The sequence below is a fragment of the Streptomyces misionensis genome (genome assembly GCF_007896895.1).
GTDB lineage: Bacteria > Actinomycetota > Actinomycetes > Streptomycetales > Streptomycetaceae > Streptomyces > Streptomyces misionensis_A.
On record NZ_VOGW01000028.1, the window covers coordinates 66,820 to 92,361 of the forward strand.

A 25,542-nucleotide genomic window follows, 5' to 3' on the forward strand; every position below is an offset into this window, starting at 1 on the left:
CGAAGCGGGGGCGGCGCGGCTCATGCCGGGGTCCCGGGCTGCTCGCCGGCCGGTTCCGAGGTGATCTGGAAGGACAGCAACTGCCGGAACATGCCGGGCTGTTGGGACAGTTCCTGGTAGGTGCCCTCTTGTACGACCTTGCCTTCGTCGAGGACGACGATCCGGTCGGCCACGGCCACATTGGTGATGCGGTGGGTCACCAGCAGGACCACGCGGTCCTGGGCCAGACCGCGCAGCCGCTGGAAGATGCGGTACTCGGCGCGGGGGTCGAGATTCGCGGTCGGTTCGTCCAGGACCAGCAGCCCGGCCTCGCGGAAGAAGGCCCTGGCCAGAGCGATGCGCTGCCATTGGCCCCCGCTGAGTTCCTCGCCGTTGAGCCACTCGCGGGCGAGGAGGGTGTCCAGGCCGGAGGCGAGTCTGCCGACGACCTCGTCGGCGCCGGCGGCCTCGCACGCCGCCAGCACCGCGGCGTCCCCACCTGCGGTGGGCTGGCCCAGGTTCACGTTCTCCCGCACGGTCAGGGGCCAGTGCGCGTAGTCCTGCGGCACCAGGGCCACTTGCCGCCACAGGGCCTGCGGATCGGCCTCCCTGGTGGACAACCCGTCCCACCGCACCTCACCGGCCGTGGGCAGGTTCAGACCGCTGATCAGCCTGGACAGCGTCGACTTCCCGGACCCGTTGAATCCGACCAGGGCGGTGACCTCCCCGCGGCGCAAGGTCAGCGAGACATCGGACAGGGCGTCGTGGTCCTTGCCCGCGTAGCGGTGGGTGACCGACGTGACCTCGATCGTCTTCGGCGGCTCGGGACGGCGCGAGCCCCGGCGCATACGGAACCCCCCGGCTCTGTCCAGGAAGTCGCTCCAGTCGTCCATGTACAGGCCCGTGCGCACGGCGCGCGCGCCGATGGCCACCAGGCCGCGGACCGACTGGCCCACCATCTGCAGCGCGAAGACGGCCGTCCCCGCGTGGCCGACGCTGATGCGCCCGTCCGCCAGCAGCAGGACGACCGCCGCCCAGACGACGGCCGAGCCGAGCCCACCGCACAGCGCCCCGAGCAGGGACATGCGGGCGCCCTTGTCGGCCGCGGCCCGGTCCTCGCGGTTGATCCGGGCGACCGTCTCCCGGTACCGGCCGGACAGGAACGGGGCCATGGTGCCGGCGCGGATCTGGTCGGCGGCGTCCCTGTTGTAGATGTGCCAGCGCAGCACCGACAGCATGCGCAGATCGCCGTTGCTGCGCAGGTTCGCCAAGTACCGCACCCGCGCGGCACTGACCTGGGCCAGGGCCTGCGGCAGGCTCGCCGCGATCAGGAGCGGCAGGAGCAGCCAGTTCACCCCGGTCAGTACGAGCGCCCCGGCGACGAACGAGGCGGCCGAGGCGATCAGGTCCTGCCCTTCGTCGATCAGGTCCCCGGTGACCTGCGCTCCGCGGTCCGCTGCCTCGCGCGCACGGTTGAAGTCGGGGTCGTCGTAGGCGCACAGTTCGACCTCGGCGCAGCCGAGCAGCAGCTGCTGTTCGGCCTCGCGCGACATCAGCGGGCCCAGCCGGGCGGACAGCCAGTTGACGATGATGCCCAGCAGAGCGCGCACACCGGCGGCACCGGCCAGCAGGGCCACGGACGGCCACGCCTGAAGCAGTCGGTCGTAGACGTCCTTGCTGGTGAGCAGCGCGGTGAGGGTGCCGCTGATGGCGACCAGGCCGAGGGCCTGCATGACACCGGCGGCGGCCTGGCACACCAGCAGGCCGACGGTCGCCGGCCGGTCGACCTGCCAGGCGAGCGCCAGTGAGCGGCGCACCAGTTGCGGCAGGCGCCGGGCCATGTCACGCAGCCGGATCGAGCGTCCGGCCGCTTCCCGGCTGCCGGTCAGGTCGACGTACCGCATCTGCTGCCGGTCGCCGGACTTCGGTGCGGTGTCATGTTCCGCTTCCGAACGCCCTTGCTCCTGCGCGGGCTCGGCCGGCGGGGCGGTCCGCGGCTCGGGGACGCCGCCGGCTGATTCACCGGTGGCCCTGCTCATGCCGCCCACCCCGTACGTGGACTCGCCGTGCGGACGGAGTCGACGGCGTGCGGGGCCCGTGCGGGCCTGTTCGCGAGCGGGGCGGGTACGGCGGGAGCGGGCGGAAGGGTGGTGTGGGGATGGAGCGGGCGGTACATGGCGGCCTCCGGGAGAGAGGGGCAGGGCACCGGGATCAACGAGGAGGGGCCGCGTCTCGAACACACGTCTTTCGGACGTGATGGAAGTCCCGGTGGCACGCGAATGCGCGTTCGTGCCGGATACACCGACCCTTGCCCTGGCGGCCCGGCCGCCGAGCGCAGCCGTGGCCGAAACGCCGATGCTCGGCAGGCAGGCCGCGGAGCTGTCCGCCTGCCGAGCCCGATCCTTCGCGGCCCAGGCTCAGGAGGCCGCTGTCTCGTGGTCGGGAGAGGGGCTGAACCGCTGCCCGGCCGCCGGTGACGTGGACCGTGGCGCCGCGACGCCGACGAGGAGGGCGATCAGCACGAAGCCCCCGGCGGCCAGGAAGGCGACGTGGTAGCCGCCGAGGAGTGCTTGCGCCTCGTGCTCGCCGGCGGCGGTGAGGCTGTTCGTGCGGGCGGTGACGAAGGCGTTCAGCACGGCCAGGCCGATGGCGCCGCCGATCTGCTGAGTGGTGTTGAACAGCCCGGACGCGACCCCTGACTCGGCGCGCGGGACGGCGGTCATGCCGAGGCCCATGACGGCCGGTGCGGTCAGGCCGAAGCCCAGCCCCATGGCGAGGCTCGCGGGCAGGAAGTCCACCGCGTACGTGCCGTCGACTCGTGCGAAGGACAGCGTCACGAAGGCGGTGGCGATGAGGACGAGGCCGCCGAACAGCATCGGACGCCGACCGAACCTGGTGATGAGCCGGGCCGAGAGGCCGAGGGAGACCGCCGCGATGACCGTCGCGATGGGCACGAAGCTGAGACCCGCCTGAAGGGAGCCGTACGCGAGAACGCGTTGCAGGTACAGCGTGCTGAAGAACAGGAAGCCGAACATGCCCGCGATCATCATGAACTGCACGATGTTCGCCACCGTCAGACTCCGGGAGCGGAAGAACCGCAGCGGCAGCAGCGGATGCGCGGCCGTGGCCTGCCGGAGGACGAACCCGCCGAGCAGCAGGAGCGACAGCGGGCCGAGGACCAGCGTCCGGGCCGAACCCCAGCCGGTGCTCCCGGCGTCCACGATCGTGTAGACGAGCAGCATCATGCCCGCGGTGACGAGGAGCGCGCCCGGGAAGTCGGTGCCCTTGCTCATGCCCTCGCCCTGCTCCCGGGGGACCGTGCGCAGGCCCATGACGACGAGCAGGGCGCCGATCGGGACGTTGATGAAGAAGATCCAGTTCCAGCTGAGCAGTTCGGTGACGACGCCGCCGAGCAGTGGCCCGACCGCCCCACCGCCCGCCGACGCGAAGCTGTACGCGCCGATGGCCTGAGCCTGCCTGCGCTGGTCGGGGAACATGGTCGCGACCATGCCCAGGACGCAGGCCGACGCGATCGCACCGCCGACTCCCTGGAGGAAGCGGGACCCGATCAGCGTCGCCTCGCCGCTCGCGAGCCCGCACAGCAGGGAGGAGGCGCTGAACAGGGAGATCCCGGCGAGGAAGACCGTTCGCCGGCCGATCAGGTCGCCGAGCCGCCCGGCCAGCAACAGCAGGCCGCCGAAGGGCACGACATAGGCGTTGACCACCCACACGAGGTTCTCGGCGGAGAATCCGAGACCCTGCTGAACGGCGGGTAACGCCACGTTCACGATGTTCTGGTCGAGGACGATCATCATCTGGCCGACGCAGAGCACGATGACGGTCAGCCACGGCGATCTGTTCGTCCGTGGGGCGGGCTGGTCCATGTCCGGAGCTCCTCCATAAGTGCATCCTTTGTTACAGCCGTCATCTTCTGTAACCATGGAGCGGAGCGGAAGGAGGCACTTTTATGTCACACCGTCACACCGATGTGTCCGAGCAGGTCATCAACGAGGCGTGCCCGGTCACCGAGGTGCTCGACCATGTGGCGGGCAAGTGGAGCATCGGCATCCTGGTCGCCGCGGCGCTCGGCCCCGTCAGGTTCACCGAACTGGAACGCGGCATCGAGGGCATCAGCCGGCGGATGCTCACCTTGAACCTGCGCAAGCTGGAACGCGACGGTCTGCTCGTCCGGACCGTCCACCCCACCGTGCCGCCGAAGGTCGAGTACAGCCTCACACCCATGGCACGCGAGCTGCACACCTATCTCACCGGGCTGGTCGACTGGGCGCAGCGGCACCGCACCGCCATCACCGAAGCCCGGGCCGCCTACGACACCGCGGCCGCCGCCGAGCCGGCGGCTCCCGGGAACCGGCGGCCGCAACGCTGACGAGCCGTTCCCGCGAGGTCGGACCGAGGCGCGGGCGGAGTCCGGCAGCGGCCGTTTCCGCTCCTTTCGCCTCCGCTGCGGTTGTCCGCGCCGTGGACGGATGCTGAGGTCGTCCCCGAACGTACGACCGCTCTGGACCTCTTCGAGCGGACCGGCAACCGCACCGGGCAGGCGTACTGCTGGGACAGCCTCGCCCACGCGTACCGGGGACTGGACCGGCATGCCGAGGCGATCGGCTGCTTCCAGCGGGCCCTCGGCCTGTTCCGGGCCCTGGGCGACCACTACAACCAGGCCACCGCCCTCACCGGTCTCGGCGACGGCCACGCCGCGCGCGGCGACCGTGCCGAGGCCCGCGCCTGCCACCGGCAGGCCCTGGACATCCTCCGCGAACTCGGCCACCCGGAGGCCGACGACCTCCAGCGGCGGCTGACCCAGGCAGCACCCGCCTGACGTCCCCGGACCGGCGCGGCCCGCCGCACCCTTCCACGGCGGGCCGCACCCGGCCGCCTGCAGAAGCCCACAAGGTTTGCCGAAGGGCCGATGACCAGGATGGCTGTCGCCGAACGGCACCGGGGGCGGACGCGCTTCCACCCACCTGCGGACAACCCGTGGCGCAGGAAGACGACTTGGAGGGGACCACATGATCTCGAAGATCGCCGTGCGGCTCGCAACGGCCACCGCCGCCGCCACACTCGCCACCCTGGGGATCGGCGCGCTGGCGGCCCCGTCCGCGGTGGCGGGCACGTCCAGCGGCCCGGCGCGCATCCAGTCGGGCACGTTCCACCTCTACGAGAAGAACGGCTACAAGGGCGGCTGGGCGGGCCTGACCGGGACCGACAAGGACCTTCGGAACAACCACTTCGACAACGGCAAGAAGGTCGACAACCAGACCAGCTCGGTGAAGAACTACACCAACAAGTACGTCGACCTGTGGCAGAACGTCGGCTGCAGCGGCGCGCACACGACGTCGTACCCCGGCACGAAGGACCCCAAGCTCAGCAACGACGCCATCAAGGACAACCGACTGAGCTGCGTCAAGTTCCGCTGACATGACCGCCGTTCCCGGGTGCGCGGCCACGACGGCCGCGCACCCGGGACCACGCCGCCCGAGAGGAGCCGCATGTCCGCCTCCCGAAAACCCTGGCGTGCCGGCATCTGCCTGGTGACGGGGGCCTGCGCCCTGCTGGTGGGCTGCGGCCCGCCCGACGCGCCCGGGCCCACCGCCTCCGCTGTCACGGCGGGGCCCGTCGCCTCCGCGCAGGCCCGCGCCCTGCTACTGCCGTACGACCGGTACGAGATGACGCCCGCCGACGTGCTGACCGTCGAGGCGGCGGAGGACGCCCTGATGGTGCCGTGCATGCGGGCCCAGGGCCGGACCTGGAAGCCGCTGCCGCGGGCCGCGGACGCCGACCCGCCCAACCGCTCGCGCTACGGCGTCATCGAGCCGGGGGTCGCGGAACGCTACGGCTACCACCAGCCCCCGCCGCCGCCCGGTGTCGCCCGCCGGACGGCCGCCGAGAACGCGCGGAACGCGGAACTCACCCAGGCCGACGCGGACGCCGCGTTCGGCAGGGCGACGGGACATTCGTCCTCCGTCGACGGATGCTGGAAGACGGCCCACGACCGGCTCCGCCGGCACGTACCCGCGTCCGACCACGCGTTGCTCGATGAACTCACCCTGCGGTCCTTCGAAACCTCGCTCAAGGAGCCGCGGGTACGCGGGAAACTGGCCTTGTGGAAGTCCTGTATGAAACGTTCGGGATTCTCCTACGCCACGCCCCTCGACGCGGCCGACGACCCCGCCTGGGCGGGGACGAAGCGGCCTGCACGGCGTGAACTGCTCATCGCCACCGCGGATGTGCGGTGCAAGACGTCCACCGGGCTCGTCGACCTCTGGAAGCAGGCGGAAACCGCTTGGCAGCAGGACTTCGTCAACCGGCATGCCGAGGCGTTCCACGCACTGGCCCGGGCCAAAGAGGTCTGGCTCCGCGCGGCCCGTGCCGCCCTGCGCTGAGGCCCCGCGGCCCCATGCCGGCACGGCCGGGCGGGAAGGCGCCCGCGCAGGGCGGCGGCAGTGCCGGGGACGGGGACACGCTGGTCGGCTCAAGTGCCGTGCACCACAAGGGCGTTGTGCGGTGTACTTGCTCCCGGAACCATGCCGCCGTCCGTCCGTACGGCGGCCGGAGGGGGGAAGACCGTGCCGGATTCGCAGAGTGCGCAGCAAATGGCGGAGACGCTGGCGATGACAGGTGCCTCGACGCTGGTCGCGGCGATGGCCACGGACGCGTGGCAGACCGGGCGCGGCGGCTTCGCGCGACTGTTCCACCGCCGGGGGAACGGCCTGCGCGAGATCGGGACCCAACTGGACAACGACGCGGCCCTGATGGCGGGGGCGGACGCCGCCGCGGCCCGCGAGGCGCTGCTCGAACTGTGGCGGCTGCGGCTGCTCGGCCTGCTGCGCGACCACCCGGACGCGGCACCCGAGCTGACCGAACTCGTCGACCGGATTCGGGAACGGCTCCCGGAGGACGGCCGCCGCTGGACACAGGACGTCCGCGCGTACGACCACTCCGTCGTCAACGCCGTGCAGGGCGGCAACCAGTACAACCACCACATGGACAGACCCCGCACGGACGGTGACGTGGACGAGGCATGAGCGAGCAGGACGGCACGGTCTTCATCCAGAACCTCTCGGTGCGCGGCGGCCGGATCAACGCCGTCCAGGGTGGCGACCAGTACAACTACATCTATCGCAGCGCCCCGCCGTACCGGGTCGAGCCGTATCCCCTGGACGCCGGGACCGTCCCGCCGGGTCTGCGGCGCGTGCCCAGCCGCCTGCTGACCGCCCGCCACCGACTGGTCCCCTTCGCCCCGCGTCCCGAGCTGGACCTGCTGGAGGCGTGGCGGGACGACGCCACGCCGGGGCTCACGGTGCGGCTGCTGCACGGCGAGGGCGGCCAGGGCAAGACCCGGCTCGCCGCCGAGTTCGCCGCGCGGTCGGCCGGGGCGGGCTGGACGGTGGCGCAGGCCCGGCACCGGAGCGAGGTCGCCTCCGCCGGCGGCGGGGACGAGACGCTGACGGTCCGCGCGCCCGGCCTGGTCATCGTCGTCGACTACGCGGAGCGCTGGCCGCTGTCCGACCTCATCACCCTGATCCGGCAGCACGGCGCCGCGGCCCGCGACCGGCTGCGCGTCCTGCTCCTCTCCCGGCCCGCCGGGGACTGGTGGCAGGACCTGGCCCACCAGCTGTCCAAGCTCGACATCCTCGACGCCGACACCGTCCACCTGCCCGGCCTGCCGGAGCACCCCGAGGCGCGCGGCACGGTCTACACCGCGGCCAGGGACGCGTTCGCCGCCGCCCTCGGCCTCGCCGACCCCGCCGGGGTCCGGGTCTCCGCCGAGCTGGGCGACCCCGCGTTCGACCTGATGCTCGCCGTCCACATGAAGGCACTGGTGGACGTGGACGCGGCCGTGCGCGGCGTCACCCCGCCGTCCGGCCGCGACCTGGCCGCCCTGTCCACGTACCTGCTCGACCGCGAGCACGACCACTGGCGGTCGGGCCACGACGGCGGTCGCGGACCGGTCCGCACCGGCCCGTGGGAGATGCGCCGCGCGGTGTACGTCGCCACGCTCACCCCGCCGCTGACGGCCGACGCCGCCGCCGCGGCCCTGACCCGCAGCGCCGCCGCCGAGGCGGCCGACGCCGCACAGGTCCTGCGGGACCACGCGCGCTGCTACCCGCCGCAGACGGCGCTCACGCTCTTCGAAAGCCTCTCACCCGACCGGCTCGCCGAGGACTTCCTCGCCCTCACCCTCCCCGGCCGCGAGGACCGGTACGGCTACCACGCCACGGACCCGTGGGCCGGGGCCGCCCCGGCGATGCTGCTGGAGCACCCGCGGGACGGCCAACCGCCGCCGTACGCCCGCCAGGTGCTCACGGTGCTCGTCGAGACCGCCCGCCGCTGGCCGCACGTCGTCGACCGCCACCTCGTCCCGATGCTGCTGCACCGGCCCGCCCTCGCCCGGGCCGCCGGCGGCGCCACGCTCAGCCGCCTGTGCGACCTGGACGGCCTGCCGGACGCCGTGCTGGAGTCCGTCGCCCCGCACCTGCCGCAGGAGCGCCACGTCGACCTGGACCTTGGCGTGGCGGCCGTGACCCGGCGCATCGTCCGGCACCGGATCGGCACCAGAGACCTCGGCCCGGCCGAGCAGGCCGGACTGCTCTCCCACCTCGCCTGGCGGTACGGCAACGCGGGACTGCTGCGCGAGGCCGCCGACGCGGCGCGGGAAGCGGTGGCGCTGCGCCGCCGGACCGCCGCCGACGACACCGCCGCGCTGTCCGCGCTGGCGGACGACCTCAACGGCCTCGCCGCGCACCTCACCACCGCGGGCCGGTACGACGAGGCGGCCGAGCCCCTGCGCGAAGCCGTCGACGCGTATCGGACGCGGGCCGCCGCGGACCGGGCCGAGCACGCCCCGGCACTGGCGATGGCGCTGAACAACCTCGGTGTCCACCTGCTGCGCACCGGCCGGCCGGCGGAAGCGGCCGAGTACGCCGCCGAGGCCGTCGAACTGCTGCGGCCACCGGCGGCGGGCGACCCCGGGACGCACCTGCCCACGCTGGCGACCGCGCTGACCAACCTGAGCAACGCGCTGTCCCGGTGCGGGCGCCTGGACGAGGGCGTACGCGCCGTGCGCGAAGCGCTGGAGCTCCACCGACGGCTGGCCGGCGCCGACCGGATGCGGTACCTGCCCGACCTCGCGATGACGCTGCTCGACGGCGGCCAGTGGCTGATGGCCGCCGACCGGTCGGCGCAGGCCCGCGAGGCCACCGAGGAGGCCGTGCGCCTGTACCGCGAACTCGCCGACGCCAACCCGGCGGCCCACCTCCCGCACCTGGCCATGGCCTGGGACAACCTCGGCAACGTCCTCGCCCGGCTGGAGCGGCCCGAGGACGCCCTGGAGGCCACCCGCAAGGGCCTGGAGATACGCGAACGGCTCACGGCCGCCGACCCGGAGCGCCACCGGGCCGACCGGGCACGGTCGCTGACCAACCTCAGCATCCGCCTCTCCCAGCTCGCACGACCGCACGACGGCCTCGCACCCGCAAAGCAGGCGGTCGAGCTCTGGCGCCCGATCGCCGCCGCCGGTCCCGTGCATCTTCCCGACCACGCGACCGCCCTGCACGCCCTGGACCACTGGCTCACCCGGGAGGGCCGCCACGAGGAGGCCCTGGACGCCGCCGAGGAACTGCTCGCCGTGCGGCGCCGGCTGGCCGAAGCCGACGCGTCGCAGACGTCCGCGCTCGCCACCGCCCTGCACTCCGTGGGCGCCCGTCTCGCCGGTGCCGATCGCCGGGAGCGGGCCATGGCCCACCTCACCGAGGCCGTCGGCCTGCGCCGCGGGCTCGCGCGGACCGGGACGGCCGCCGACGCGTCAGCGCTGCTCGACTCCGTGAACCTGCTGGGCACCCTGCTGGTCGGGACAGGCCGGGCACCGGAGGCGGTACGCATGTCCGCCGGTGCCCTGCTCACCCTGGAGGAGCCCGCCCGCACCGATCCGGATTCCTACCGTCCGCACCTGGCGACGGCGGCGACCCTCGTCGGCATCAGGCTCTCGGAGGCCGGTCGGCCGGAGCACGCCGTCCAGTCCCTGGACATGGCGCTGCTGATGCTCCGCCGGCTGGCCGAGGCGGACTCGGCGTACCTCCCGCAGTTCGCCAACGTGCTGCGCATCCTCGCCCTGGTCCGGGTCGGCGCCGGCATCGAGCTGGAGCCGGCCCTCCAGGCGAGTACCGAGGCCGTGCGCATCGCCCGCGGGATCTCGGAGCACCTCCCTCCGGAATCGCCCCTGCTCGCCGACGCCCTGACCGCCCACTCCCTGGTGCTTGAGGCCCTCGGCGGGGACGCCCCGGCGGGGGCCGCGCCGGCGGAGGACGCCTGACCCGGCCCGTCCTCCCCGGCCCCCTGCGCAACACCGGTCGGCACCGTGTCGGTGGGATGTCGGCGGCCCGGTGGGGCTGTCGGTGCCGTACCGGCGAAATGTCGGTGCCCGCCGCCACAGTGGACGACGAGTCGCCCGGCGCGCAGCCGCGACCGTCCGCACCAGCAAGGGAGCCCCGTCGCCATGTCGTCCGCATCCACCAACCCGCCCTGGAACGTCGCACGGCCGCCGCGCGCCGAGGGGAGCACCTTCCTGGTCACCGGCGGCAACGCCGGCATCGGTTACTTCGTCGCGGAGCAGCTGTCGGCGTCCGGGGCGACGGTCGTGCTCGGCAGCCGAAGCCCGGCGAAGGCCGAGACCGCGATGGCCTCGATACGCGCACGCGTTCCCGGCGCGCGGCTGCGGGCCGTGCGGCTGGACCTCGCCGACCTCTCGACGCTGCGACCAGCGGTGGAATCACTGGAGGTCGACCGTCTCGACGCGGTGGTCCACAACGCCGGTGTCGCGCTCGACGACCCGCCGCGCAGGGAGACGGGGGAGGGCCACGAGCTGATGTTCGGCACGAACCACCTCGGGCACTTCGCGCTGACCCGGTGGCTGATGCCGCTGCTGTCGGCCGCACCGGCGGCCCGCGTCGTGACCATGGGCAGCTTCGCGGCGAAGTCGGAGCGGCTGGACCTGGCGGACCTGCAGTCCCGGAAGGACTACCGGCCCAAACGCACCTACGCCCGCTCCAAGCTGGCGCAGATGTACTTCTGCCTCGAACTCGACCGCCGCCTGCGCGCCGCCGGCAGCACGGTGGCGAGCGTGCTGGTCCATCCCGGCGGCGCGCTGGACTCCCTCACCCCGGCACGCCCGCCGGTCCATGTGCGGACGGCCGGCGCACGGCTGGGCGCGGCACCCGCGGCCCTCCTCGTCCAGGGCAAGCACGCCGGCGCGTGGCCCGCGGTCCGGGCGGTGCTCGACCCGGCCGTGCGCGGAGGCGAGATGTGGGAGCCGCGCGTCTTCGGCCTGCGCGGCGAACCCCGGCGCGCACCGGTGTGGAACCACCTCACCGACACCCGGGTGGCGACACGGTTGTGGGACGCGAGCCGCGACCTGACCGGCGTCGACCCCGGGCCACAGCACTAGCGCGAGGCGCATGAGCCCTGACCGGCGGGAGCGTGGCCGGGCGGGTGGGGGCGAGGTGCGGCCGGGGCCGCTCAGCGCGTCAGGAGATCGATGGCGACCTTCAGCCGTGCGAGGAAGAACTCCCGTGACGGCGCCTGGTGCTTGAGGCCGATCGAGGTGCTGATCATCGTCTGCGCGACGGCCGGCGCCGCGTCTCGTCCCGCCTCCGCGGCGATCGCGTCGGTGACCAGTTCCTCGAAACGCCGTGGCGCGGTCTCGGCCGTCTCGCCGAGCAGCTCGGGGTTGGCCTCGATGACCTCCGCGACATCCCGTGTCAACGGGCCGACGTAGCGGCCCGCCCACTGGTCGAACGCTTCGAGGAGCCGCTCCGGCAGGGGGCGTCCGGTGTCGGCCAGGACGTGTTCGACCGCGGCGATGTCGCGCTCCAGGGCCTGGGTGACCGCGGCACGGAACAGGGCCTCCTTCGAGGAGAAGAGGAAGTAGAGCCCCGGCCGGGAGATCCGCGCCGCCTGTGCCACCGCCTCCATCGAGGTCTTGCGGTAGCCGAAGCGGGCGAACGTGGTCAGGGCGGCGTCCAGCACCGTGGTCCGCCGGTCGCTGTCGGCGACCGGGGAGGAGGGGTGACCGGCATCGGGGCTGCGCATGGAACGAGCATACGAGTGGCATACGTACTATACAAATGAAGTTCGCTCTGTATAGTCCTGGCCATGGTCAAGTCTGCGCTCATCTCCACCCCGTTCACCGCCGCGAGCACCGCGGACGACGTACTGCGAGGCATCGATCTGACCGGCGTGCGCGCCATAGTGACGGGTGGTTCCTCCGGAATCGGGGGCGAGACCGCTCGCGCGTTGACCGCCGCCGGGGCCGAGGTCACCCTCGCCGTCCGGAACACCACCGCGGGCACCACCGTCGCCGAGGCGATCGCGCGGTCCACCGGAAGACCCCGGCCCCGAGTGGCCCGGCTCGACCTCGCCGACAGGGCGACCGTCGCACGATTCGTCGACGCGTGGCGCGGTCCGCTGCACCTGCTGATCAACAACGCGGGCGTGGTCACCGGTGGCCTCGAACGGACCCGTGAGGGCTGGGAGCTGCAGTTCGCGACCAACCACCTCGGCCATTTCGCCCTCGCCACCGGCCTGCACGACGCCCTGGCCCGGGGAGCCCGCGACCGCGACGGGGCCCGGATCGTCTCGGTGAGTTCGACCGCGCACATGCGAGCAGGCATCGACTTCGACGACCTTCACTTCGCCCGCCGCGACTACGACCCGCAGATCGCCTACGCGCGGTCGAAGACGGCGAACTCCCTGTTCGCCGTCGAGGCCACCCGGCTGTGGGCACCGGACGGGATCGTCGCCAACGCCGTGAACCCCGGAGGTGTCGCCACGGGACTGCAACGGAACTTCACGCCGCGGCAGAGGCGGTCGCTCGACGCGGCCGAGGCCGCCGGTGTCTTCACGTACAAGACGGTCGAGCAGGGGGCCGTGACCAGCCTCGTCGCGGCCGTCTTCCCGGCCTTCGGCCACTCCGGCGGTCATTACCTCGACGACGGGCAGGAGGCTTACCCCGTCCCGAACGACGCCGACCTCGCGCGCCACCCCCACGGCGTCAAGGAATGGGCGCTCGACCCCGCCCTCGCGGAGCGCCTCTGGGCGGTCTCGACCGGTCTCCTGCGCGCTTGATCCGCACTCACGCAGCCGGGCGATCCAATTCCGTCCATCACCTTGTGCCGCCAAGGAATTGCCGATAACCCTGACGCTGCACCATGCCCACGCCATTCCCGACCCCGCACCGGCCCCGTCCGTCCCCCCTCCACCACGGGACACGCATGGACCAGAACTCCACCCCGGACCCGGCAGGACCGCCCGGCGGCACCCTCGGGGCGTCGAGCGGCACCGGAAGCGCGGGCGGGGCGGGCGCCGGTGCCGCGGCTTCGTTCCCGTGGCGTGGGACGTGCTGATCCACCCGCTGGTGGGCGCCGCTCCAGCCCCCCATGCCACGCGTACACGGAACCAGACCCCGTGCACCGGGACAGAGAGGAACCGACCGTGCCCCGTGAGTCCGGCGAGACCACCGAGCCGACCGCCCGCGCCATCCGTGCCACGACCACGCCGGCCGCCGGCCGTCCGGCCGACCAGCTGCTGGCCGAACTGCGGGGCCTGCGCGCCGCGGACGCACCGACCCGTGGCGGCCGGACGTTCGCCTACGTCTACGACGCCGGCCTGCCCGACGTCGACGAGCTGGCGGCCGCCGCGTACGGCGTGTTCGCCACGGTCAACGGCCTGGACCCGACGGTCTTCCCGAGCGTCGCCCGGCTGGAGAACGACGTGGTGCGCGCGGTCTCCGCGGTCCTCGGAGTGCCCGGCGCGCAGGGCAGTTTCACCAGTGGCGGCACGGAGTCGATCCTGCTGGCCGTGAAGACCGCGCGGGACCACGCCCGAGCCGTGCGCGGGGTGACCCGGCCGCAGCTGGTGCTGCCCTCGACGGCGCACGCGGCCTTCCACAAGGCGGCCCACTACCTGGGGTTGGAGACGGTGGTGGTCCCGGTCGACCCGCTGACGTTCCGCGCCGACGCGTCGGCCGTCGCGGACTCGGTCACCGACCGGACCGCCCTGGTGGTCGCGTCGGCGCCGTCGTACGCGCACGGGGTGGTGGACCCCGTGGCCGACATCGCCGCGGCTGCCGCCGAGCGGGGCGTGCTGTGCCATGTCGACGCGTGCATAGGCGGCTGGTTCCTGCCGTTCCTCGCCCGGGCGGGCCGCCCCGTCGAACCGTTCGGCCTCTCGGTCCCGGGCGTCACCTCGCTCTCGGTGGACCTGCACAAGTACGGCTACGCCGACAAGGGGGCCTCGGTCGTCCTGTACCGGGACGCCGAGCTGCGGCGCCACCAGTACTTCGCGTACGCGGGCTGGCCCGGCTACCCGGTGGTCAACCCCACCGCGCAGGGCACCAAGTCCGGCGGGCTGCTCGCGCAGGCATGGGCGGTGCTGCACCACCTCGGCCACGACGGGTACACCGCGCTCGCCCGCCGCGTGGCGCAGGCCGCCGACCGGCTGCTCCCCGGGCTGCGGGGGACCGACGGCGTCCGGGTGCTCGGCGACCCGGCGGGCAGCCTGATCGCGTTCACCGTGCTCGGTCCCGCCGGCACCCCCGATCTGGGACTGGTGCTGCACGTGGCGGACGAGATGCGGGAGCGCGGCTGGTACCTCCAGCCGCAGCTCTCCTGCGACGGTCTCCCGCCCAACCTGCACCTGACGCTCACCCCGGCGACCAGCGACCGGGTCGGGCCGCTCCTCGCGGACCTGGCCGAGTCGGTGACGGCGGCGCGCGCGTGCGAACCGGTGACCGTGGATCCGGCACTGGCCGAACTGGCCGCCACGCTCGACCCCGACACCCTCACGCCCGAGGACGTCGCCGGGTTCCTGGCCTTCGCGGGCCTGGACGGCGATCAGGGCCTGCCGTCACGGACGGCACCGGTGCTGGCCCTGCTGGACGCCCTGCCGCCCCGGCTGAAGGAGCGGATGCTGACGGAGTTCATCGGTTCGCTCTTCCGTATCTGACCCTGCGCCGGGCCTGGCAGCCTCACATCCGGGATCTCAGGACGTCGACCTCACAGCCCGGCGCGAACGGGTCGAAGCCGTGCTCGACCAGCCAGCGAACCCCCAGCAGGCTGCGCAATGACCACCACGCGTGGATCACGTCGAGGTCGACGCCGGTGCCGTAACCGGCGACGACGTCGCCGAGGTGCTCCTCGTGTCCGAGCGTCAGCGTGGCGAGGTCGAACAGGCCGTCACCCCGGCCCGCCTCGGACCAGTCGATGATGCCCGTGATCTCGTCGCCGTCGACGAACACATGAGCGATCTGGAGGTCGCCGTGCGTGAACACCGGGGTCCACGGCCGGAGCGCGGCCTCGGCGACCCGACGATTGCGGGTGACCAGGTCGGCGGGCAGGACGCGGTTCGCCACGAGCCACGCGCACTCGCCGTCGAGTTCCGCCGCCAGCTCGTCGCGGTCCCGGCCCGCCCGGCCGGGCCAGGGCGGCAACGGCGCGTCGTGCAACTTCCGGACGGCGGCCCCGGCTGCGGCCCACGCCGCCGGGGACGAGGGCGACGGCTCGCCGAGGCGGCCGAGCGCCCTCCCCGGGACCGCGGCGATCGCGAGCACGGGCGGCTCGCGCCACAGGAGCTTCGGGGTCGGGACCGGCGCCAGGGCCATCGCCTCGACCTCGACGTCGATGCGCGCCTGATCCGCGTCCACTTTCAGGAACACGTCACCGACGCGCAGGGTCGCGCGCTCGGAATGGGCAACGACGACTTCGACCTCATCCATGGGCGGCCATCCGGGGGTTGACGAAAGGAGCCAGGGTTCGCGGCATCGGAGGTGAGCCCGGCACGGCCGTCGTGATCATTGCGCTGCTCCACGCGCTTCCTGCTCGAACGCGAGGCGGCAGCGTTCGACCTGCTCGGCCACCCGCTCCATGAACCAGCGCATGATTTCGTAGGGGACGATGTGCTCGTCGTGGCCGTGGATGCGGACGGCCGGCTCCAGGCTCGGGTCCTCGTCGGGGATCACCGCCACCACGAAGGCATGTCCAGGCAGATGGGTCTCCGCACGGGGAATCCCGGCCCACGCAGCCGGTGCCGGGACGGCCTCGCTCAGCTCCACGCACCAGGCGTCGTCCGGCAGGGCGTAGTGGTACTGGACGGCGTAGTGGCGGCCTGCATGAACGCGCAGCTCTGGCATGTCCGCAGGCTGTCACAGCCGTTCCGTCGAGTCTCGCGAATTTCCGCCCGGCGCCTGGTGCCGCCGTCGCCGGCGGTCGGGTTGCGACACCCGAGGCGGCGTCACCGGGAACGGCCGCGCTGCCGATCGGAGTCCGCGATCGAGGAGGGGCTGGTGTCTCCCGTAGGGGGAGACGTCAAGGTGGGGGCATGGACGGCGACACGCTCTACGCGATCGGTGAGTCGGCCCGTCGGACCGGTCTCACGGTCAGGACGATCCGTTTCCACTCCGATCGCGGAATCGTGACGCCGACGGAACGAAGCCCGGCCGGCCACCGCCGCTACGACGTCGACGCCGTCGCGCGCCTGGACCTCGTGCGGACCCTGCGGGAACCGGGACTGGACCTGCCCACGGTCCGCAAGGTCGTCGACCGGGAACTCTCGCTCCCCGAGGTGGCCGCGGCCCATGCCGAAGCACCGGCGGCGCAGATGCGCGTGCTGCGCCTGCGGCACGCCGTGCTGACCGCGGTGGCCGAGCGCCGGCTCACTCCCGAGGAGAGCGATCTCATGCACCAGCTCGCCCCGCTCTCCGAGGACGAACGCCGAGACCTCAGGTGATTTCCTCGGCGCTGTCTTCGACGGCCCCGGCGCGGACCCCGTGTTCGAGGGGGTCATGCGCTCGATGACCCCCGAACTTCCCGAGGACCCCGAGGCGGAGCCCGACGTCCACGCTCCCCGCGACCTGCCCAGGGAGCGTGGACGTGGCCGTACACGGCCGGTTCCGTCAGAGGCGCGACGCCGGCGTGCCGGCGTTCCCGGCGCCTGCCGGGGTCAGGAGAAGACGACGGAGCGCAGGAGGAGGCGGTCGCCGGCTCCCGCGCCGGGACGCAGGGTGTAGTAGATGTCGCCTTCGCAGTCCGCGTCCAGGAAGACGGTGGCGGTGGCGTCCGTGCGGTTCTTGGGCGCCCGGCTCACCGAACCCGGCTCGGAGGCGGGGCCCTGGAGGTTGATGCACTCGCCGCCGGGCGGATCGTTCAGGAAGCCGACGGCTTCGTATCCCTCGGCGGTGGTGTAGGTGTAGCGGAACTGGCCGGTTGCCGCCGAGGCCGAACCGGGTGCGGCCAGCAGCAGGAGGAAGGCACTGCAGGCAGCGCCGAGGGCTGCCGTGAGGGAGCGTGCAGACACGGGGATCTCTCTCTTCGGGTGGTACTGAGGTCAGTGCCAGCGATGCCCCTGAACAGGGCGGCATAGACCCTTTGTCCCTCGGACGGGGAAGCCGAATCGTTCCCCCTGGAACAGGAGGTTGTCCTGGCCGGCAGTTCATATGCCTTGCGGACGGGCTCACTCCGCGGCGGGATCGTCGTAGTCGTTCAGGAGGGGACTGTGGCGTTCGGTGAGTGGGCCGACGCCGAGGTCGTCCCGCATGAGCCCGCGCATTCTGGCGGCTGCTCTGCCGCGTGCCTCCCAACGGGCGCGGTCCTCGGGGCTGCTGACCGGGGTGCCGTCGATGTAGCCCGCGCAGATGCGGCGCAGGCAGTGGAACACGTCGTTGGACGCCTTGACGACAGGCTGGGGCGCGATGAGCCACATCCGTTCCGAGGCGATGGCTATGCCCGAATCGCGAAAGGCCTCCCGCAGCGCGAGCGCCCGTGCGTCGTGGGACGGGTGATCCCGCCCGGCCAGGGCGCGCAGGGTCTCACCGAGGACCTTCACGGTGGTGGTGTACTGCGTGTAGACGTCGAGCCGCAGCCGAAGGGCCTCTTTGACGTCGTCGTGCTTCCAGCGATTGCGATCGGCGATGAGGGTGGCGGCGATGCCGATCGCGGCCCCGGCCAGAGTGGAGAGCAGTGGCAACCAGTCCATGCGGGCCAGCTTGGGCCATCCCGTGCCCGTGGCACCAGGTGGGCGCACGGGGACCCTGCGACCTGGGACCGTCCCCCGGGGACGCGGACTCGCGGAGCGAGCGGTTGCCGTGAGGGGGAAGTGGTCAGGCCTCCGGCCGGAGCAGTCCGTTCCGCACGGCGGGGTCGGGATCGGCCCAGACGGCCATGGCGGTGTTCATGTGGAGGAATCCGAGTTTGCGGTAGAAGGGTTCGGTGCCGGGGCTGGCGTAGAGGATGATCTTCTTGTGGCCTCGCGCCAGTTGCAGCAGTTCGCGGATGATGTCGGACCCGAGGCCCTGCCCCTGGTGGTCGGGATGGACGGCCACATCGGCGATATAGGCGCAGTCGCCGCCGTCCGCCAGCGCGCGTCCCGCGCCGACGAGCACGTCACCGGCGCGGACGAAGCAGGTGAAGCGGCTGTTGCCGAACACGGTGGCGAGCGCCTCGGGAGGCTTGTGGCCCAGCGGTGCGATCCGGTACAGCCGCGACAGCTCCTCGAGGTCCACATCCGCGAGGCGGTACCCCCATGAGTAGTCTCCCAACGTCCCGTTCTCCTCTCCGTGTTCACCGGGGCGGCCCCGGTGTCGCCGGCCGCCGGCCGGACCTCGCGTCCGGATCGTACGGACAACCGACTCGTTCCCGCCGGGGATTTCGGCGGATTCGTGATCACCGGCGCGTCAGAGGGGCTTGGCGCCGGACCGGTGGGGAAACCGCGGTGACGGGGGCGTGGCCGGGGGTGACCGCGTGCGGCGGCAGCGAGCGCTCGGCGCACAGGAGGATCGCCGCGCCGGCCAGAACCATCAGCGCGAGTACCGTCCACAGGTGCCACTGCCCCGCGTCGAGCAGGAATCCCAGCAGCAGGGGCGCGACGGTGCGGCAGAGCGACCAGGACAGTTGATAGACCGACAGGTAGCGTCCCCGCAGCTGATCGGGGGCGGCCTGGACGGACAGGCCCAGCGAGGGGGAGGAGTGGACGAGTTCCCCGGCGGTGTAGAGCACCGCCACCGCGAGGACGGCGACGATGGCGTCCGGGCCGCTGACGAGTCGGGGGAGGACGGCGAAGGCGGCGAAGGAGAGGGCGAAGACGACGGCGCCGAGCGCGGCCGCGCGCGTGCGCCTGCCGCGCAGGGTCAGGCGGGCGGCGGGAACGCCGAGTACGGCGACGAGAGCGGTGTTGACGGCGAAGACGGCCCCGGCCAGGGCATCGGGCAGGGCGACATCGCGGGTGAGGAAGACCGGCAGGGCCATGGCCTGGGCGGTGTAGCCGAAGGCGATCAGGAAATTGGCCGCCGTGATGAGCAGATAGGGCCGGTCGGCGAGCACCTGCCGGTACCCCTCCCGGGTCCCCGGCGACTCGGCGCCGCCACGGATGTTCGGGATCCGGGTCACCAGGACCGCGGCGATGGCGAAGACCACCGCCAGGACCTCGGCGGCCGCGATGAAACCGGCGGTGCCGTCCAGCGCCAGCAGGCCGGCTGCCGCCAGACTGCCGCATCCCATTCCGGCGTTGCGCAGGCTGCGGTCCCACGCCAGGAGCCGGTCACGCTCGGCGCCTTGGGCGATGTCGCCGATGAGCGCCTGCTGGCTGGGCGAGGAAGCCCACATCCCCACCGCGACCACCAGGGCGATCGTCAGGAAGGCGGGGTAGGAGCCGGCGAACGGGTAGGCGGCGAAACCGAGCGCCCGTAACGCGAGCACGCCGATGAGCACCCGCCGGCCGCCGAACCGGTCGATCACGATGCCCACGGCCGGCATGAACGCCAGCGCACAGAGCCCGGCGATCGTCAGGCCCGCGCCGATCGATGTCAGGGACAGGCCGGTGAGCGAGCGGATGAACAGCATCGTCAGCGGGACGTACATGCCGTCCCCGATCGAGCCGGCCAGGCTCGCGGTGACGAGGCGACGGGCGCGAACGCGGGCCTCAGCGGAGGTCGAGCGCACCACGCCCCCGCTTCAGCTCGGCGAACGCGCCCGTCCCGGCCAGCGTCCGGACGGCCTGGAAGAGCCGGACCGCCTCCTCGCCCCTCGGGACGGAGGTGAGGACGGGGCCGAAGAAGCCGGTGCCGTCCACGGTGACGACGGGGGTCCCGGCCTCCTCGCCGACCGCTTCCTGCCCGACCTGGTGGCCGGCGCGCAGGCGCGCGTCGAATGCGTCGGTGTGCGCGGCCTCGGCCAGGGACGCGGGCAGCCCCAGCTCGTCGAGGGACTCGGCGATGACCGCGTCGTAGTCCTTGTCGCGCGCCACGTGGACGCGTCGGCCGAGCGCGGTGTAGAGGTCACGCAGCACGGCATCGCCGTGGAGGGCTTCGACGGCCGCGCACACCCGGGCCGGGCCCCAGGCCCGGTCATTGAACTCGCGGTACCAGGGCTCGAGTTCGCGGTGCTCGTTGAGCACGGACAGGCTCATGATCCGGAACCGCAGGTCGATCGGCAGGAGCCGTTCGACCTCCAGCAGCCAGCGGGAGGTGACCCAGGCGAAGGGGCAGGCGGGGTCGAAGTGACACACGACCGACGGGGCGGCTTGGACATCCATGACATCTTCCATGGAAGATAAATTATCATCCGCGGAAGATACAATGGAAGCCATGCAGCCCGATCCCATCGCCGCCATCGTCGACCAGTGGAAACGCGAGAGGCCCGACCTCGACGCGGCACCCATGCTCGTCATCGGCCGGCTCTTCCGGCTCACCAGCGCCCTGGACCAGCGGCTGCGCCCGCCCTTCGCGGCCGCGGGACTGGGAAGCGGCGACTTCGACGTGCTCGCGGCGCTACGACGGTCAGGGGCGCCCTACGCCCTGTCCGCGGGCGAGCTCAGCCGCACCGTCCTGGTCACCACCGGCGCGATCACCAAGCGCGTCGACCGGCTCGAAGCCCGGGGCCTGGTCGCCAGATCCGTGGACCGGAGCGACTCGCGCGGACGTCTCGTCACCCTCACCCCCGAGGGCGTCGCACTGACCGACGAGCTCATCGCCGTCCACCTGGACAACCAGCGCAGGCTCCTGGCCGGACTCGGCGAGGACGAGCGGGCCCGACTGGCCTCCCTGCTCGAACGACTCGCCCTCACGCTCACCTCGGACGACGACTGAAACCCCGGCGGGCGCGCCGCTCCGCGCCCGCTCGCCGCCCCGTCGCTCCGCATCGTTTACGCAAGCCGCTTACGTAAACCGCGCTATTCTTGCGTTCATGACGCGACGACTTGCGGAAGTGGCGAAGAAGGTCGGGGTCAGCGAGGCCACGGTCAGCCGGGTGCTCAACGGCAGGCCCGGAGTCTCCGACGCCACCCGGCAGGCGGTGCTCACCGCTCTCGACGTCCTGGGCTACGAGCGCCCCACCCAGCTGCGCGGTGAACGCGCCCGGCTCGTCGGCCTGGTCCTGCCGGAGCTGCAGAATCCCATCTTCCCCGCATTCGCCGAGGTCATCGGTGGTGCGCTCGCCCAGCTCGGGCTCACCCCGGTGCTGTGTACCCAGACCAAGGGCGGCGTCTCGGAGGCGGACTACGTCGAACTGCTGCTCCAGCAGCAGGTGTCCGGCGTCGTCTTCGCCGGCGGCCTCTACGCCCAGGCCGACGCCCCGCACGACCACTACCGGCTGCTCGCCGACCGCAACATCCCCGTCGTCCTGGTCAACGCGGCCATCGAACACCTCGGCTTCCCGGGCGTGTCCTGCGACGACGCGGTCGCCGTCGAACAGGCCTGGCGGCACCTGGCCTCGCTCGGCCACGAGCGCATCGGACTGCTCCTCGGCCCCGGCGACCACATGCCCTCCGCCCGCAAACTGGCCGCCGCGCACGCCCTCACCGGCGGTCTGCCGGAGGAGCGCGTCGCGCGGGCCATCTTCTCCATCGAGGGCGGCCACGCCGCCGCCTCCCGGCTGATCGACCGCGGTGTCACCGGCATCATCTGCGCCAGCGACCCCCTCGCCCTCGGCGCGATCCGGGCCGCCCGGCGCAAGGGCTGCGACGTCCCGGGCCGGATCTCCGTCGTCGGCTACGACGACTCGGCGTTCATGAACTGCACCGAACCCCCGCTCACCACCGTCCGCCAGCCCATCGAGGCCATGGGGCGCGCGGCCGTGGAACTGCTGAACGTGCAGATCGGCGGCACCGCCGTACCCGCCGAGGAGCTTCTGTTCGAACCCGAACTGGTGGTGCGCGGATCGACCGGGCAAGCACCGCGCGACTGAGGCCCCGGTACATCCAATCGGCTGTCAAATAATTACAGAACTCGCGCGACATCTTGCGGACCCTTGTCGGCGGTGCTTGAGTGTGCCGCGCCCACTGCTCCCGCCATGAGTGCCACCGAGGGGTCCATCGATGACAAGCACCGGGTTCCGCCGCACGTTCGTCGCGATCGGCGTCTGTTCCTCCCTCGCCCTCGCCGCCACCGCCTGCGGTTCGGGCGGCGACGGCTCGGCGAGCGGCAAGACGCGCATCACCGTCAACTGCGAGCCACCGAAGAGTGCCAGAACCGACCGGAAGTTCTTCGACGCGGACGTCGCCTCCTTCGAGCGGCAGAATCCGGACATCGACGTCGTCACCCACGACGCCTTCCCCTGCGAGGACCCCAAGACCTTCGACGCCAAGCTCGCCGGCGGCCAGATGGAGGACGTGTTCTACACGTACTTCACCGACGTCGGGCATGTCGTGGACATCAAGCAGGCCGCCGACCTCACGCCGTACCTCAAGGAGATGAAGAGCTACGGCACGCTCCAGAAGCAGTTGCGGGACATCTACACCGTGAACGGGAAGGTCTACGGCATACCGCGCACCGGATACAGCATGGGGCTGATCTACAACCGCGCTCTGTTCGAGCGGGCCGGCCTCGACCCCGACAAGCCCCCCACGACCTGGGACGAGGTCCGCGCCGACGCCAAGAAGATCGCCGCCCTCGGCAACGGCACCGTCGGGTACGCCGACTACAGCGCCCAGAACCAGGGCGGCTGGCACTTCACCGCCGAGCTGTACTCCCAGGGCGGCGACGTCGTCAGCGCCGACGGCAAGAAGGCGACCGTCGACACCCCCGAGGGGCACGCCGTCCTGCAGAACCTGCACGACATGCGGTGGACCGACGACTCCATGGGCAGCAAGCAGCTGCTCGTCATCAACGACGCGCAGCAGATGATGGGCGCCGACAAGCTCGGCATGTACCTGGCCGCGCCCGACAACATCCCGATCCTCGTCAAGGAGAAGGGCGCCAGCTACGACGACATCGCCATCGGCCCCATGCCCGGCGGCCAGGGCACCCTGATCGGCGGCGACGGCTACATGTTCAACAAGCACGACTCGCCCGCCCAGATCCGCGCCGGCCTGAAGTGGCTGGAGCACATGTACCTCACCCCCGGCAAGGGCTTCCTCGGCGACTACGCCCGCGCCAAGCGGAACAACGCTCCCGTCGGCCTGCCCGAGCCGCGCCTGTTCACCGGCGCCGCCGACGCCAAGGACCAGGAGATCAAGAAGGCCAACGCCAACGTCCCGGTGAAGAACTACCAGCCCTTCCTCGACGGCAACACCGGACTCCGGATGAAGATCGAACCGCCGAACGCGCAGCAGATCTACTCCGTCCTCGACGGCACCGTCTCCGCCGTCCTCACCAAGAAGGACGCCGACATCGACCAGCTCCTGAAGGACGCGTCCGGCAAGATCGACAGCATTCTGGCCCGGAGCTGACCGCCATGACGAAGACGGCCGAACGGCAGCCGACGGCGGCCGCCGTCCCCTCGGTCCCGGCGCCGCCCCCGGCACGGGACCGGGGGCGGCGCCGGCTGATCGACCAGGCCCGCGCCTACGCCTTCCTCCTCGGCGGCCTGCTCTGCTTCGCCCTGTTCTCCTGGTACCCGGCGATCCGCGCGGTCGTGATCGCCTTCCAGAAGTACACCCCGGGCTCCCCGCCCCAGTGGGTCGGCACCGCCAACTTCACCCGCGTCCTGCACGACCCCGAGTTCACCGCCGCCTGGCGCAACACCTTGTGCTTCACCCTGCTCGCCCTGCTCATCGGCTTCGCCGTCCCCTTCCTCCTCGCCCTCGTCCTCAACGAACTCCGGCACGCCAAGGCCTTCTTCAGGGTCGTGGTCTACCTGCCGGTGATGATCCCGCCGGTGGTCAGCGCCCTGCTGTGGAAGTGGTTCTACGACCCCGGAGCCGGCCTCGCCAACGAGGCGCTGCGCTTCGTGCACCTGCCCACCTCGAACTGGTCCAACGGCACCGACACCGCGCTCGTCTCCCTGGTGATCGTGGCGACCTGGGCCAACATGGGCGGCACCGTCCTCATCTACCTGGCCGCCCTGCAGTCCATCCCCGGCGAACTGTACGAGGCCGCCGAACTCGACGGCGCGAACCTCCTCCAGCGCATCCGGCACGTCACGGTCCCGCAGACCCGGTTCGTGATCCTGATGCTGATGCTCCTTCAGATCATCGCCACCATGCAGGTGTTCACCGAACCGTTCGTCATCACCGGCGGCGGCCCCGAGAGCGCCACCGTCACCGTCCTCTACCTCATCTACAAATACGCCTTCCTCTACAACGACTTCGGCGGCGCGTGCGCCCTCAGCGTCATGCTCCTGCTGCTGCTTGGCGCCTTCTCCGCCGTCTACCTGCGGCTCACCCGGAACGAGGGGGACACCGCATGACCGCCACCCGCACCCTGATCTCCCCGGCCACCCTCGCCCGCCCACGCGGCAAGGCGATCTACTGGACGGTGTTCACCGCCGTCGTCGTCCTCTTCGCGCTCGCCTTCCTCTTCCCGGTCTACTGGATGGTCACCGGCGCGATGAAGTCCCCCGACGAGGTCGCCCGGACCCCGCCGACGCTGGTGCCGCAGCACTGGCACACCGGCGCCTACACCGACGCCTGGGACCTGATGCAGCTCCCGCAGCACCTGTGGAACACCGTCGTCCAGGCGGCCGGCGCCTGGGCCCTCCAACTGGTGTTCTGCACGGCCGCGGCCTACGCGCTGTCCAAGCTGCGGCCCGCCTTCGGCAAGGTGATCCTCGGCGGCATCCTCGCCACCCTCATGGTGCCGGCCCAGGCGCTCGTCGTGCCCAAGTACCTCACCGTCGCCGATCTGCCGCTGCTGCACACCAGCCTGCTCAACGACCCCCTCGCCATCTGGCTCCCGGCCGTCGCCAACGCCTTCAACCTCTATCTGCTCAAACGGTTCTTCGACCAGTTGCCCCGCGATGTGCTGGAGGCCGCCGAGATCGACGGCGCCGGCAAGCTGCGCACCCTGTGGTCCGTCGTCCTGCCCATGTCCCGGCCGGTCCTCGGCGTCGTGTCCATCTTCGCGCTGGTCGCCGTCTGGCAGGACTTCCTGTGGCCGCTCATGGTCTTCTCGGACACCGACAAGCAGCCGATCAGCGTGGCGCTGGTCCAGTTGTCGCAGAACATCCAGCTCACCGTGCTCCTCGCCGCGATGGTGATCGCCGGCATCCCGATGGTGGCGCTGTTCCTCGTCTTCCAGCGGCACATCATCGCGGGGATCAGCGCGGGCAGCACCAAGGGCTGACG

General features: G+C 72.0%; 24 protein-coding genes and 1 pseudogene. 15 read left to right on the forward strand and 10 right to left on the reverse strand.

Annotated elements, in window-relative coordinates; genetic code table 11:
- Positions 1-20: 20 nt before the first annotated feature.
- Complete coding sequence (locus tag FRZ03_RS04455; protein WP_146463871.1) at positions 21-1,883, reverse strand: ABC transporter ATP-binding protein; 1,863 nt, start codon at positions 1,881-1,883, stop codon at positions 21-23.
- Positions 1,884-2,396: 513 nt separating this feature from the next.
- Positions 2,397-3,863, reverse strand: coding sequence for an MFS transporter (locus FRZ03_RS04460; protein WP_146463815.1), 1,467 nt, complete (start codon positions 3,861-3,863; stop codon positions 2,397-2,399).
- Positions 3,864-3,946: 83 nt separating this feature from the next.
- Between FRZ03_RS04460 and FRZ03_RS04465 the strand changes: the two genes are divergently transcribed.
- From FRZ03_RS04465 to FRZ03_RS04495, 7 genes are all read left to right on the forward strand, one after another.
- The gene (locus tag FRZ03_RS04465; RefSeq protein WP_186785251.1) at positions 3,947-4,366 is read left to right on the forward strand and encodes a winged helix-turn-helix transcriptional regulator; all 420 of its coding nucleotides are present in this window, start codon (positions 3,947-3,949) and stop codon (positions 4,364-4,366) included.
- Positions 4,367-4,447: 81 nt separating this feature from the next.
- Complete coding sequence (locus FRZ03_RS04470) at positions 4,448-4,816, forward strand: tetratricopeptide repeat protein (RefSeq protein WP_186785252.1); 369 nt, start codon at positions 4,448-4,450, stop codon at positions 4,814-4,816.
- A gap of 190 nt (positions 4,817-5,006) precedes the next feature.
- Entirely contained in the window at positions 5,007-5,414 is a 408-nt protein-coding gene (locus tag FRZ03_RS04475) for a peptidase inhibitor family I36 protein (RefSeq protein WP_146463817.1), read from the forward strand.
- A gap of 72 nt (positions 5,415-5,486) precedes the next feature.
- The gene (locus tag FRZ03_RS04480; protein ID WP_146463818.1) at positions 5,487-6,380 is read left to right on the forward strand and encodes a hypothetical protein; all 894 of its coding nucleotides are present in this window, start codon (positions 5,487-5,489) and stop codon (positions 6,378-6,380) included.
- A 210-nt stretch (positions 6,381-6,590) separates the two neighbouring features.
- Entirely contained in the window at positions 6,591-7,022 is a 432-nt protein-coding gene (locus FRZ03_RS04485; RefSeq protein ID WP_186785253.1) for a hypothetical protein, read from the forward strand.
- Positions 7,019-10,309 carry a tetratricopeptide repeat protein gene (locus FRZ03_RS04490; RefSeq protein WP_146463820.1) on the forward strand — a complete coding sequence of 1,097 codons (3,291 nt, stop codon included), beginning with the start codon at positions 7,019-7,021 and terminating at the stop codon, positions 10,307-10,309. The genes FRZ03_RS04485 and FRZ03_RS04490 overlap by 4 nt, the downstream gene beginning before the upstream one ends.
- Positions 10,310-10,492: 183 nt before the next feature.
- On the forward strand, positions 10,493-11,440 hold the full coding sequence (locus FRZ03_RS04495; protein ID WP_146463821.1) for an SDR family NAD(P)-dependent oxidoreductase: 948 nt from the start codon (positions 10,493-10,495) through the stop codon (positions 11,438-11,440).
- Between the two features lie 71 nt (positions 11,441-11,511).
- On the opposite strand, the gene FRZ03_RS04500 is transcribed toward FRZ03_RS04495, so the two are convergent.
- Positions 11,512-12,084: a TetR/AcrR family transcriptional regulator gene (locus tag FRZ03_RS04500; RefSeq protein ID WP_146463822.1), complete on the reverse strand. Its 573-nt coding sequence runs from the start codon at positions 12,082-12,084 to the stop codon at positions 11,512-11,514.
- A gap of 63 nt (positions 12,085-12,147) precedes the next feature.
- Here FRZ03_RS04500 and FRZ03_RS04505 point away from each other — a divergent pair, with 63 nt between their 5' ends.
- On the forward strand, positions 12,148-13,119 hold the full coding sequence (locus FRZ03_RS04505; RefSeq protein WP_146463823.1) for an SDR family NAD(P)-dependent oxidoreductase: 972 nt from the start codon (positions 12,148-12,150) through the stop codon (positions 13,117-13,119).
- A gap of 411 nt (positions 13,120-13,530) precedes the next feature.
- A complete protein-coding gene (locus FRZ03_RS04510) occupies positions 13,531-14,997 on the forward strand; it encodes a pyridoxal phosphate-dependent decarboxylase family protein (protein WP_146463873.1) in 1,467 nt (488 codons plus the stop codon).
- A gap of 22 nt (positions 14,998-15,019) precedes the next feature.
- Here the strand turns inward: FRZ03_RS04510 and FRZ03_RS04515 are convergent, their stop codons facing one another.
- Together FRZ03_RS04515 and FRZ03_RS04520 are read right to left on the reverse strand one after the other, a co-directional pair.
- Entirely contained in the window at positions 15,020-15,766 is a 747-nt protein-coding gene (locus FRZ03_RS04515) for a phosphotransferase family protein (protein ID WP_146463824.1), read from the reverse strand.
- Positions 15,767-15,841: 75 nt separating this feature from the next.
- Positions 15,842-16,180 carry a hypothetical protein gene (locus FRZ03_RS04520; RefSeq protein ID WP_146463825.1) on the reverse strand — a complete coding sequence of 113 codons (339 nt, stop codon included), beginning with the start codon at positions 16,178-16,180 and terminating at the stop codon, positions 15,842-15,844.
- Between the two features lie 188 nt (positions 16,181-16,368).
- Between FRZ03_RS04520 and FRZ03_RS04525 the strand changes: the two are divergent.
- Positions 16,369-16,876 (forward strand): annotated as a pseudogene (locus tag FRZ03_RS04525) (MerR family transcriptional regulator); the annotation flags it as partial.
- A gap of 113 nt (positions 16,877-16,989) precedes the next feature.
- Here the strand turns inward: FRZ03_RS04525 and FRZ03_RS04530 are convergent.
- The 5 genes from FRZ03_RS04530 to FRZ03_RS04550 all read right to left on the reverse strand — a co-directional run bounded on the left by FRZ03_RS04530 (position 16,990) and on the right by FRZ03_RS04550 (position 20,574).
- The gene (locus tag FRZ03_RS04530) at positions 16,990-17,343 is read right to left on the reverse strand and encodes a hypothetical protein (RefSeq protein ID WP_186785254.1); all 354 of its coding nucleotides are present in this window, start codon (positions 17,341-17,343) and stop codon (positions 16,990-16,992) included.
- Between the two features lie 156 nt (positions 17,344-17,499).
- Positions 17,500-18,021 carry a hypothetical protein gene (locus FRZ03_RS04535; RefSeq protein ID WP_261398552.1) on the reverse strand — a complete coding sequence of 174 codons (522 nt, stop codon included), beginning with the start codon at positions 18,019-18,021 and terminating at the stop codon, positions 17,500-17,502.
- A 124-nt stretch (positions 18,022-18,145) separates the two neighbouring features.
- Positions 18,146-18,583: a GNAT family N-acetyltransferase gene (locus FRZ03_RS04540; protein WP_146463826.1), complete on the reverse strand. Its 438-nt coding sequence runs from the start codon at positions 18,581-18,583 to the stop codon at positions 18,146-18,148.
- Between the two features lie 124 nt (positions 18,584-18,707).
- On the reverse strand, positions 18,708-19,985 hold the full coding sequence (locus FRZ03_RS04545; protein WP_146463827.1) for an MFS transporter: 1,278 nt from the start codon (positions 19,983-19,985) through the stop codon (positions 18,708-18,710).
- On the reverse strand, positions 19,963-20,574 hold the full coding sequence (locus tag FRZ03_RS04550) for a mycothiol-dependent nitroreductase Rv2466c family protein (protein WP_261398553.1): 612 nt from the start codon (positions 20,572-20,574) through the stop codon (positions 19,963-19,965). Before FRZ03_RS04550 ends, FRZ03_RS04545 begins: the two co-directional genes overlap by 23 nt.
- Positions 20,575-20,626: 52 nt before the next feature.
- Between FRZ03_RS04550 and FRZ03_RS04555 the strand changes: the two genes are divergently transcribed.
- The 5 genes from FRZ03_RS04555 (at position 20,627) to FRZ03_RS04575 (ending at position 25,540) form a co-directional block, all read left to right on the forward strand.
- Entirely contained in the window at positions 20,627-21,127 is a 501-nt protein-coding gene (locus FRZ03_RS04555) for a MarR family winged helix-turn-helix transcriptional regulator (RefSeq protein ID WP_146463829.1), read from the forward strand.
- 97 nt (positions 21,128-21,224) lie between these two features.
- Entirely contained in the window at positions 21,225-22,223 is a 999-nt protein-coding gene (locus tag FRZ03_RS04560; RefSeq protein ID WP_186785255.1) for a LacI family DNA-binding transcriptional regulator, read from the forward strand.
- 130 nt (positions 22,224-22,353) lie between these two features.
- Positions 22,354-23,706, forward strand: a complete 1,353-nt coding sequence (locus FRZ03_RS04565; RefSeq protein WP_146463830.1) for an ABC transporter substrate-binding protein — start codon at positions 22,354-22,356, stop codon at positions 23,704-23,706.
- 5 nt (positions 23,707-23,711) lie between these two features.
- Positions 23,712-24,665: a carbohydrate ABC transporter permease gene (locus tag FRZ03_RS04570; protein WP_146463831.1), complete on the forward strand. Its 954-nt coding sequence runs from the start codon at positions 23,712-23,714 to the stop codon at positions 24,663-24,665.
- Positions 24,662-25,540, forward strand: coding sequence for a carbohydrate ABC transporter permease (locus FRZ03_RS04575; RefSeq protein ID WP_146463832.1), 879 nt, complete (start codon positions 24,662-24,664; stop codon positions 25,538-25,540). The genes FRZ03_RS04570 and FRZ03_RS04575 overlap by 4 nt, the downstream gene beginning before the upstream one ends.
- Positions 25,541-25,542: the final 2 nt, after the last annotated feature.

Bases quoted from the DNA above. Each gene is read 5' to 3' on its own strand.
- FRZ03_RS04475 (WP_146463817.1), top strand. From the start codon at position 5,007: ATGATCTCGAAGATCGCCGTGCGGCTCGCAACGGCCACCGCCGCCGCC.
- FRZ03_RS04565 (WP_146463830.1), top strand. From the start codon at position 22,354: ATGACAAGCACCGGGTTCCGCCGCACGTTCGTCGCGATCGGCGTCTGT.
- FRZ03_RS04490 (WP_146463820.1), top strand. From the start codon at position 7,019: ATGAGCGAGCAGGACGGCACGGTCTTCATCCAGAACCTCTCGGTGCGC.
- FRZ03_RS04480 (WP_146463818.1), top strand. From the start codon at position 5,487: ATGTCCGCCTCCCGAAAACCCTGGCGTGCCGGCATCTGCCTGGTGACG.
- FRZ03_RS04515 (WP_146463824.1), bottom strand. From the start codon at position 15,766: ATGGATGAGGTCGAAGTCGTCGTTGCCCATTCCGAGCGCGCGACCCTG.
- FRZ03_RS04455 (WP_146463871.1), bottom strand. From the start codon at position 1,883: ATGCGGTACGTCGACCTGACCGGCAGCCGGGAAGCGGCCGGACGCTCG.
- FRZ03_RS04550 (WP_261398553.1), bottom strand. From the start codon at position 20,574: ATGGATGTCCAAGCCGCCCCGTCGGTCGTGTGTCACTTCGACCCCGCC.
- FRZ03_RS04485 (WP_186785253.1), top strand. From the start codon at position 6,591: ATGGCGGAGACGCTGGCGATGACAGGTGCCTCGACGCTGGTCGCGGCG.
- FRZ03_RS04560 (WP_186785255.1), top strand. From the start codon at position 21,225: ATGACGCGACGACTTGCGGAAGTGGCGAAGAAGGTCGGGGTCAGCGAG.
- FRZ03_RS04520 (WP_146463825.1), bottom strand. From the start codon at position 16,180: ATGCCAGAGCTGCGCGTTCATGCAGGCCGCCACTACGCCGTCCAGTAC.
- FRZ03_RS04575 (WP_146463832.1), top strand. From the start codon at position 24,662: ATGACCGCCACCCGCACCCTGATCTCCCCGGCCACCCTCGCCCGCCCA.
- FRZ03_RS04555 (WP_146463829.1), top strand. From the start codon at position 20,627: ATGCAGCCCGATCCCATCGCCGCCATCGTCGACCAGTGGAAACGCGAG.
- FRZ03_RS04495 (WP_146463821.1), top strand. From the start codon at position 10,493: ATGTCGTCCGCATCCACCAACCCGCCCTGGAACGTCGCACGGCCGCCG.
- FRZ03_RS04535 (WP_261398552.1), bottom strand. From the start codon at position 18,021: ATGGACTGGTTGCCACTGCTCTCCACTCTGGCCGGGGCCGCGATCGGC.
- FRZ03_RS04505 (WP_146463823.1), top strand. From the start codon at position 12,148: ATGGTCAAGTCTGCGCTCATCTCCACCCCGTTCACCGCCGCGAGCACC.
- FRZ03_RS04460 (WP_146463815.1), bottom strand. From the start codon at position 3,863: ATGGACCAGCCCGCCCCACGGACGAACAGATCGCCGTGGCTGACCGTC.
- FRZ03_RS04500 (WP_146463822.1), bottom strand. From the start codon at position 12,084: ATGCGCAGCCCCGATGCCGGTCACCCCTCCTCCCCGGTCGCCGACAGC.
- FRZ03_RS04465 (WP_186785251.1), top strand. From the start codon at position 3,947: ATGTCACACCGTCACACCGATGTGTCCGAGCAGGTCATCAACGAGGCG.
- FRZ03_RS04570 (WP_146463831.1), top strand. From the start codon at position 23,712: ATGACGAAGACGGCCGAACGGCAGCCGACGGCGGCCGCCGTCCCCTCG.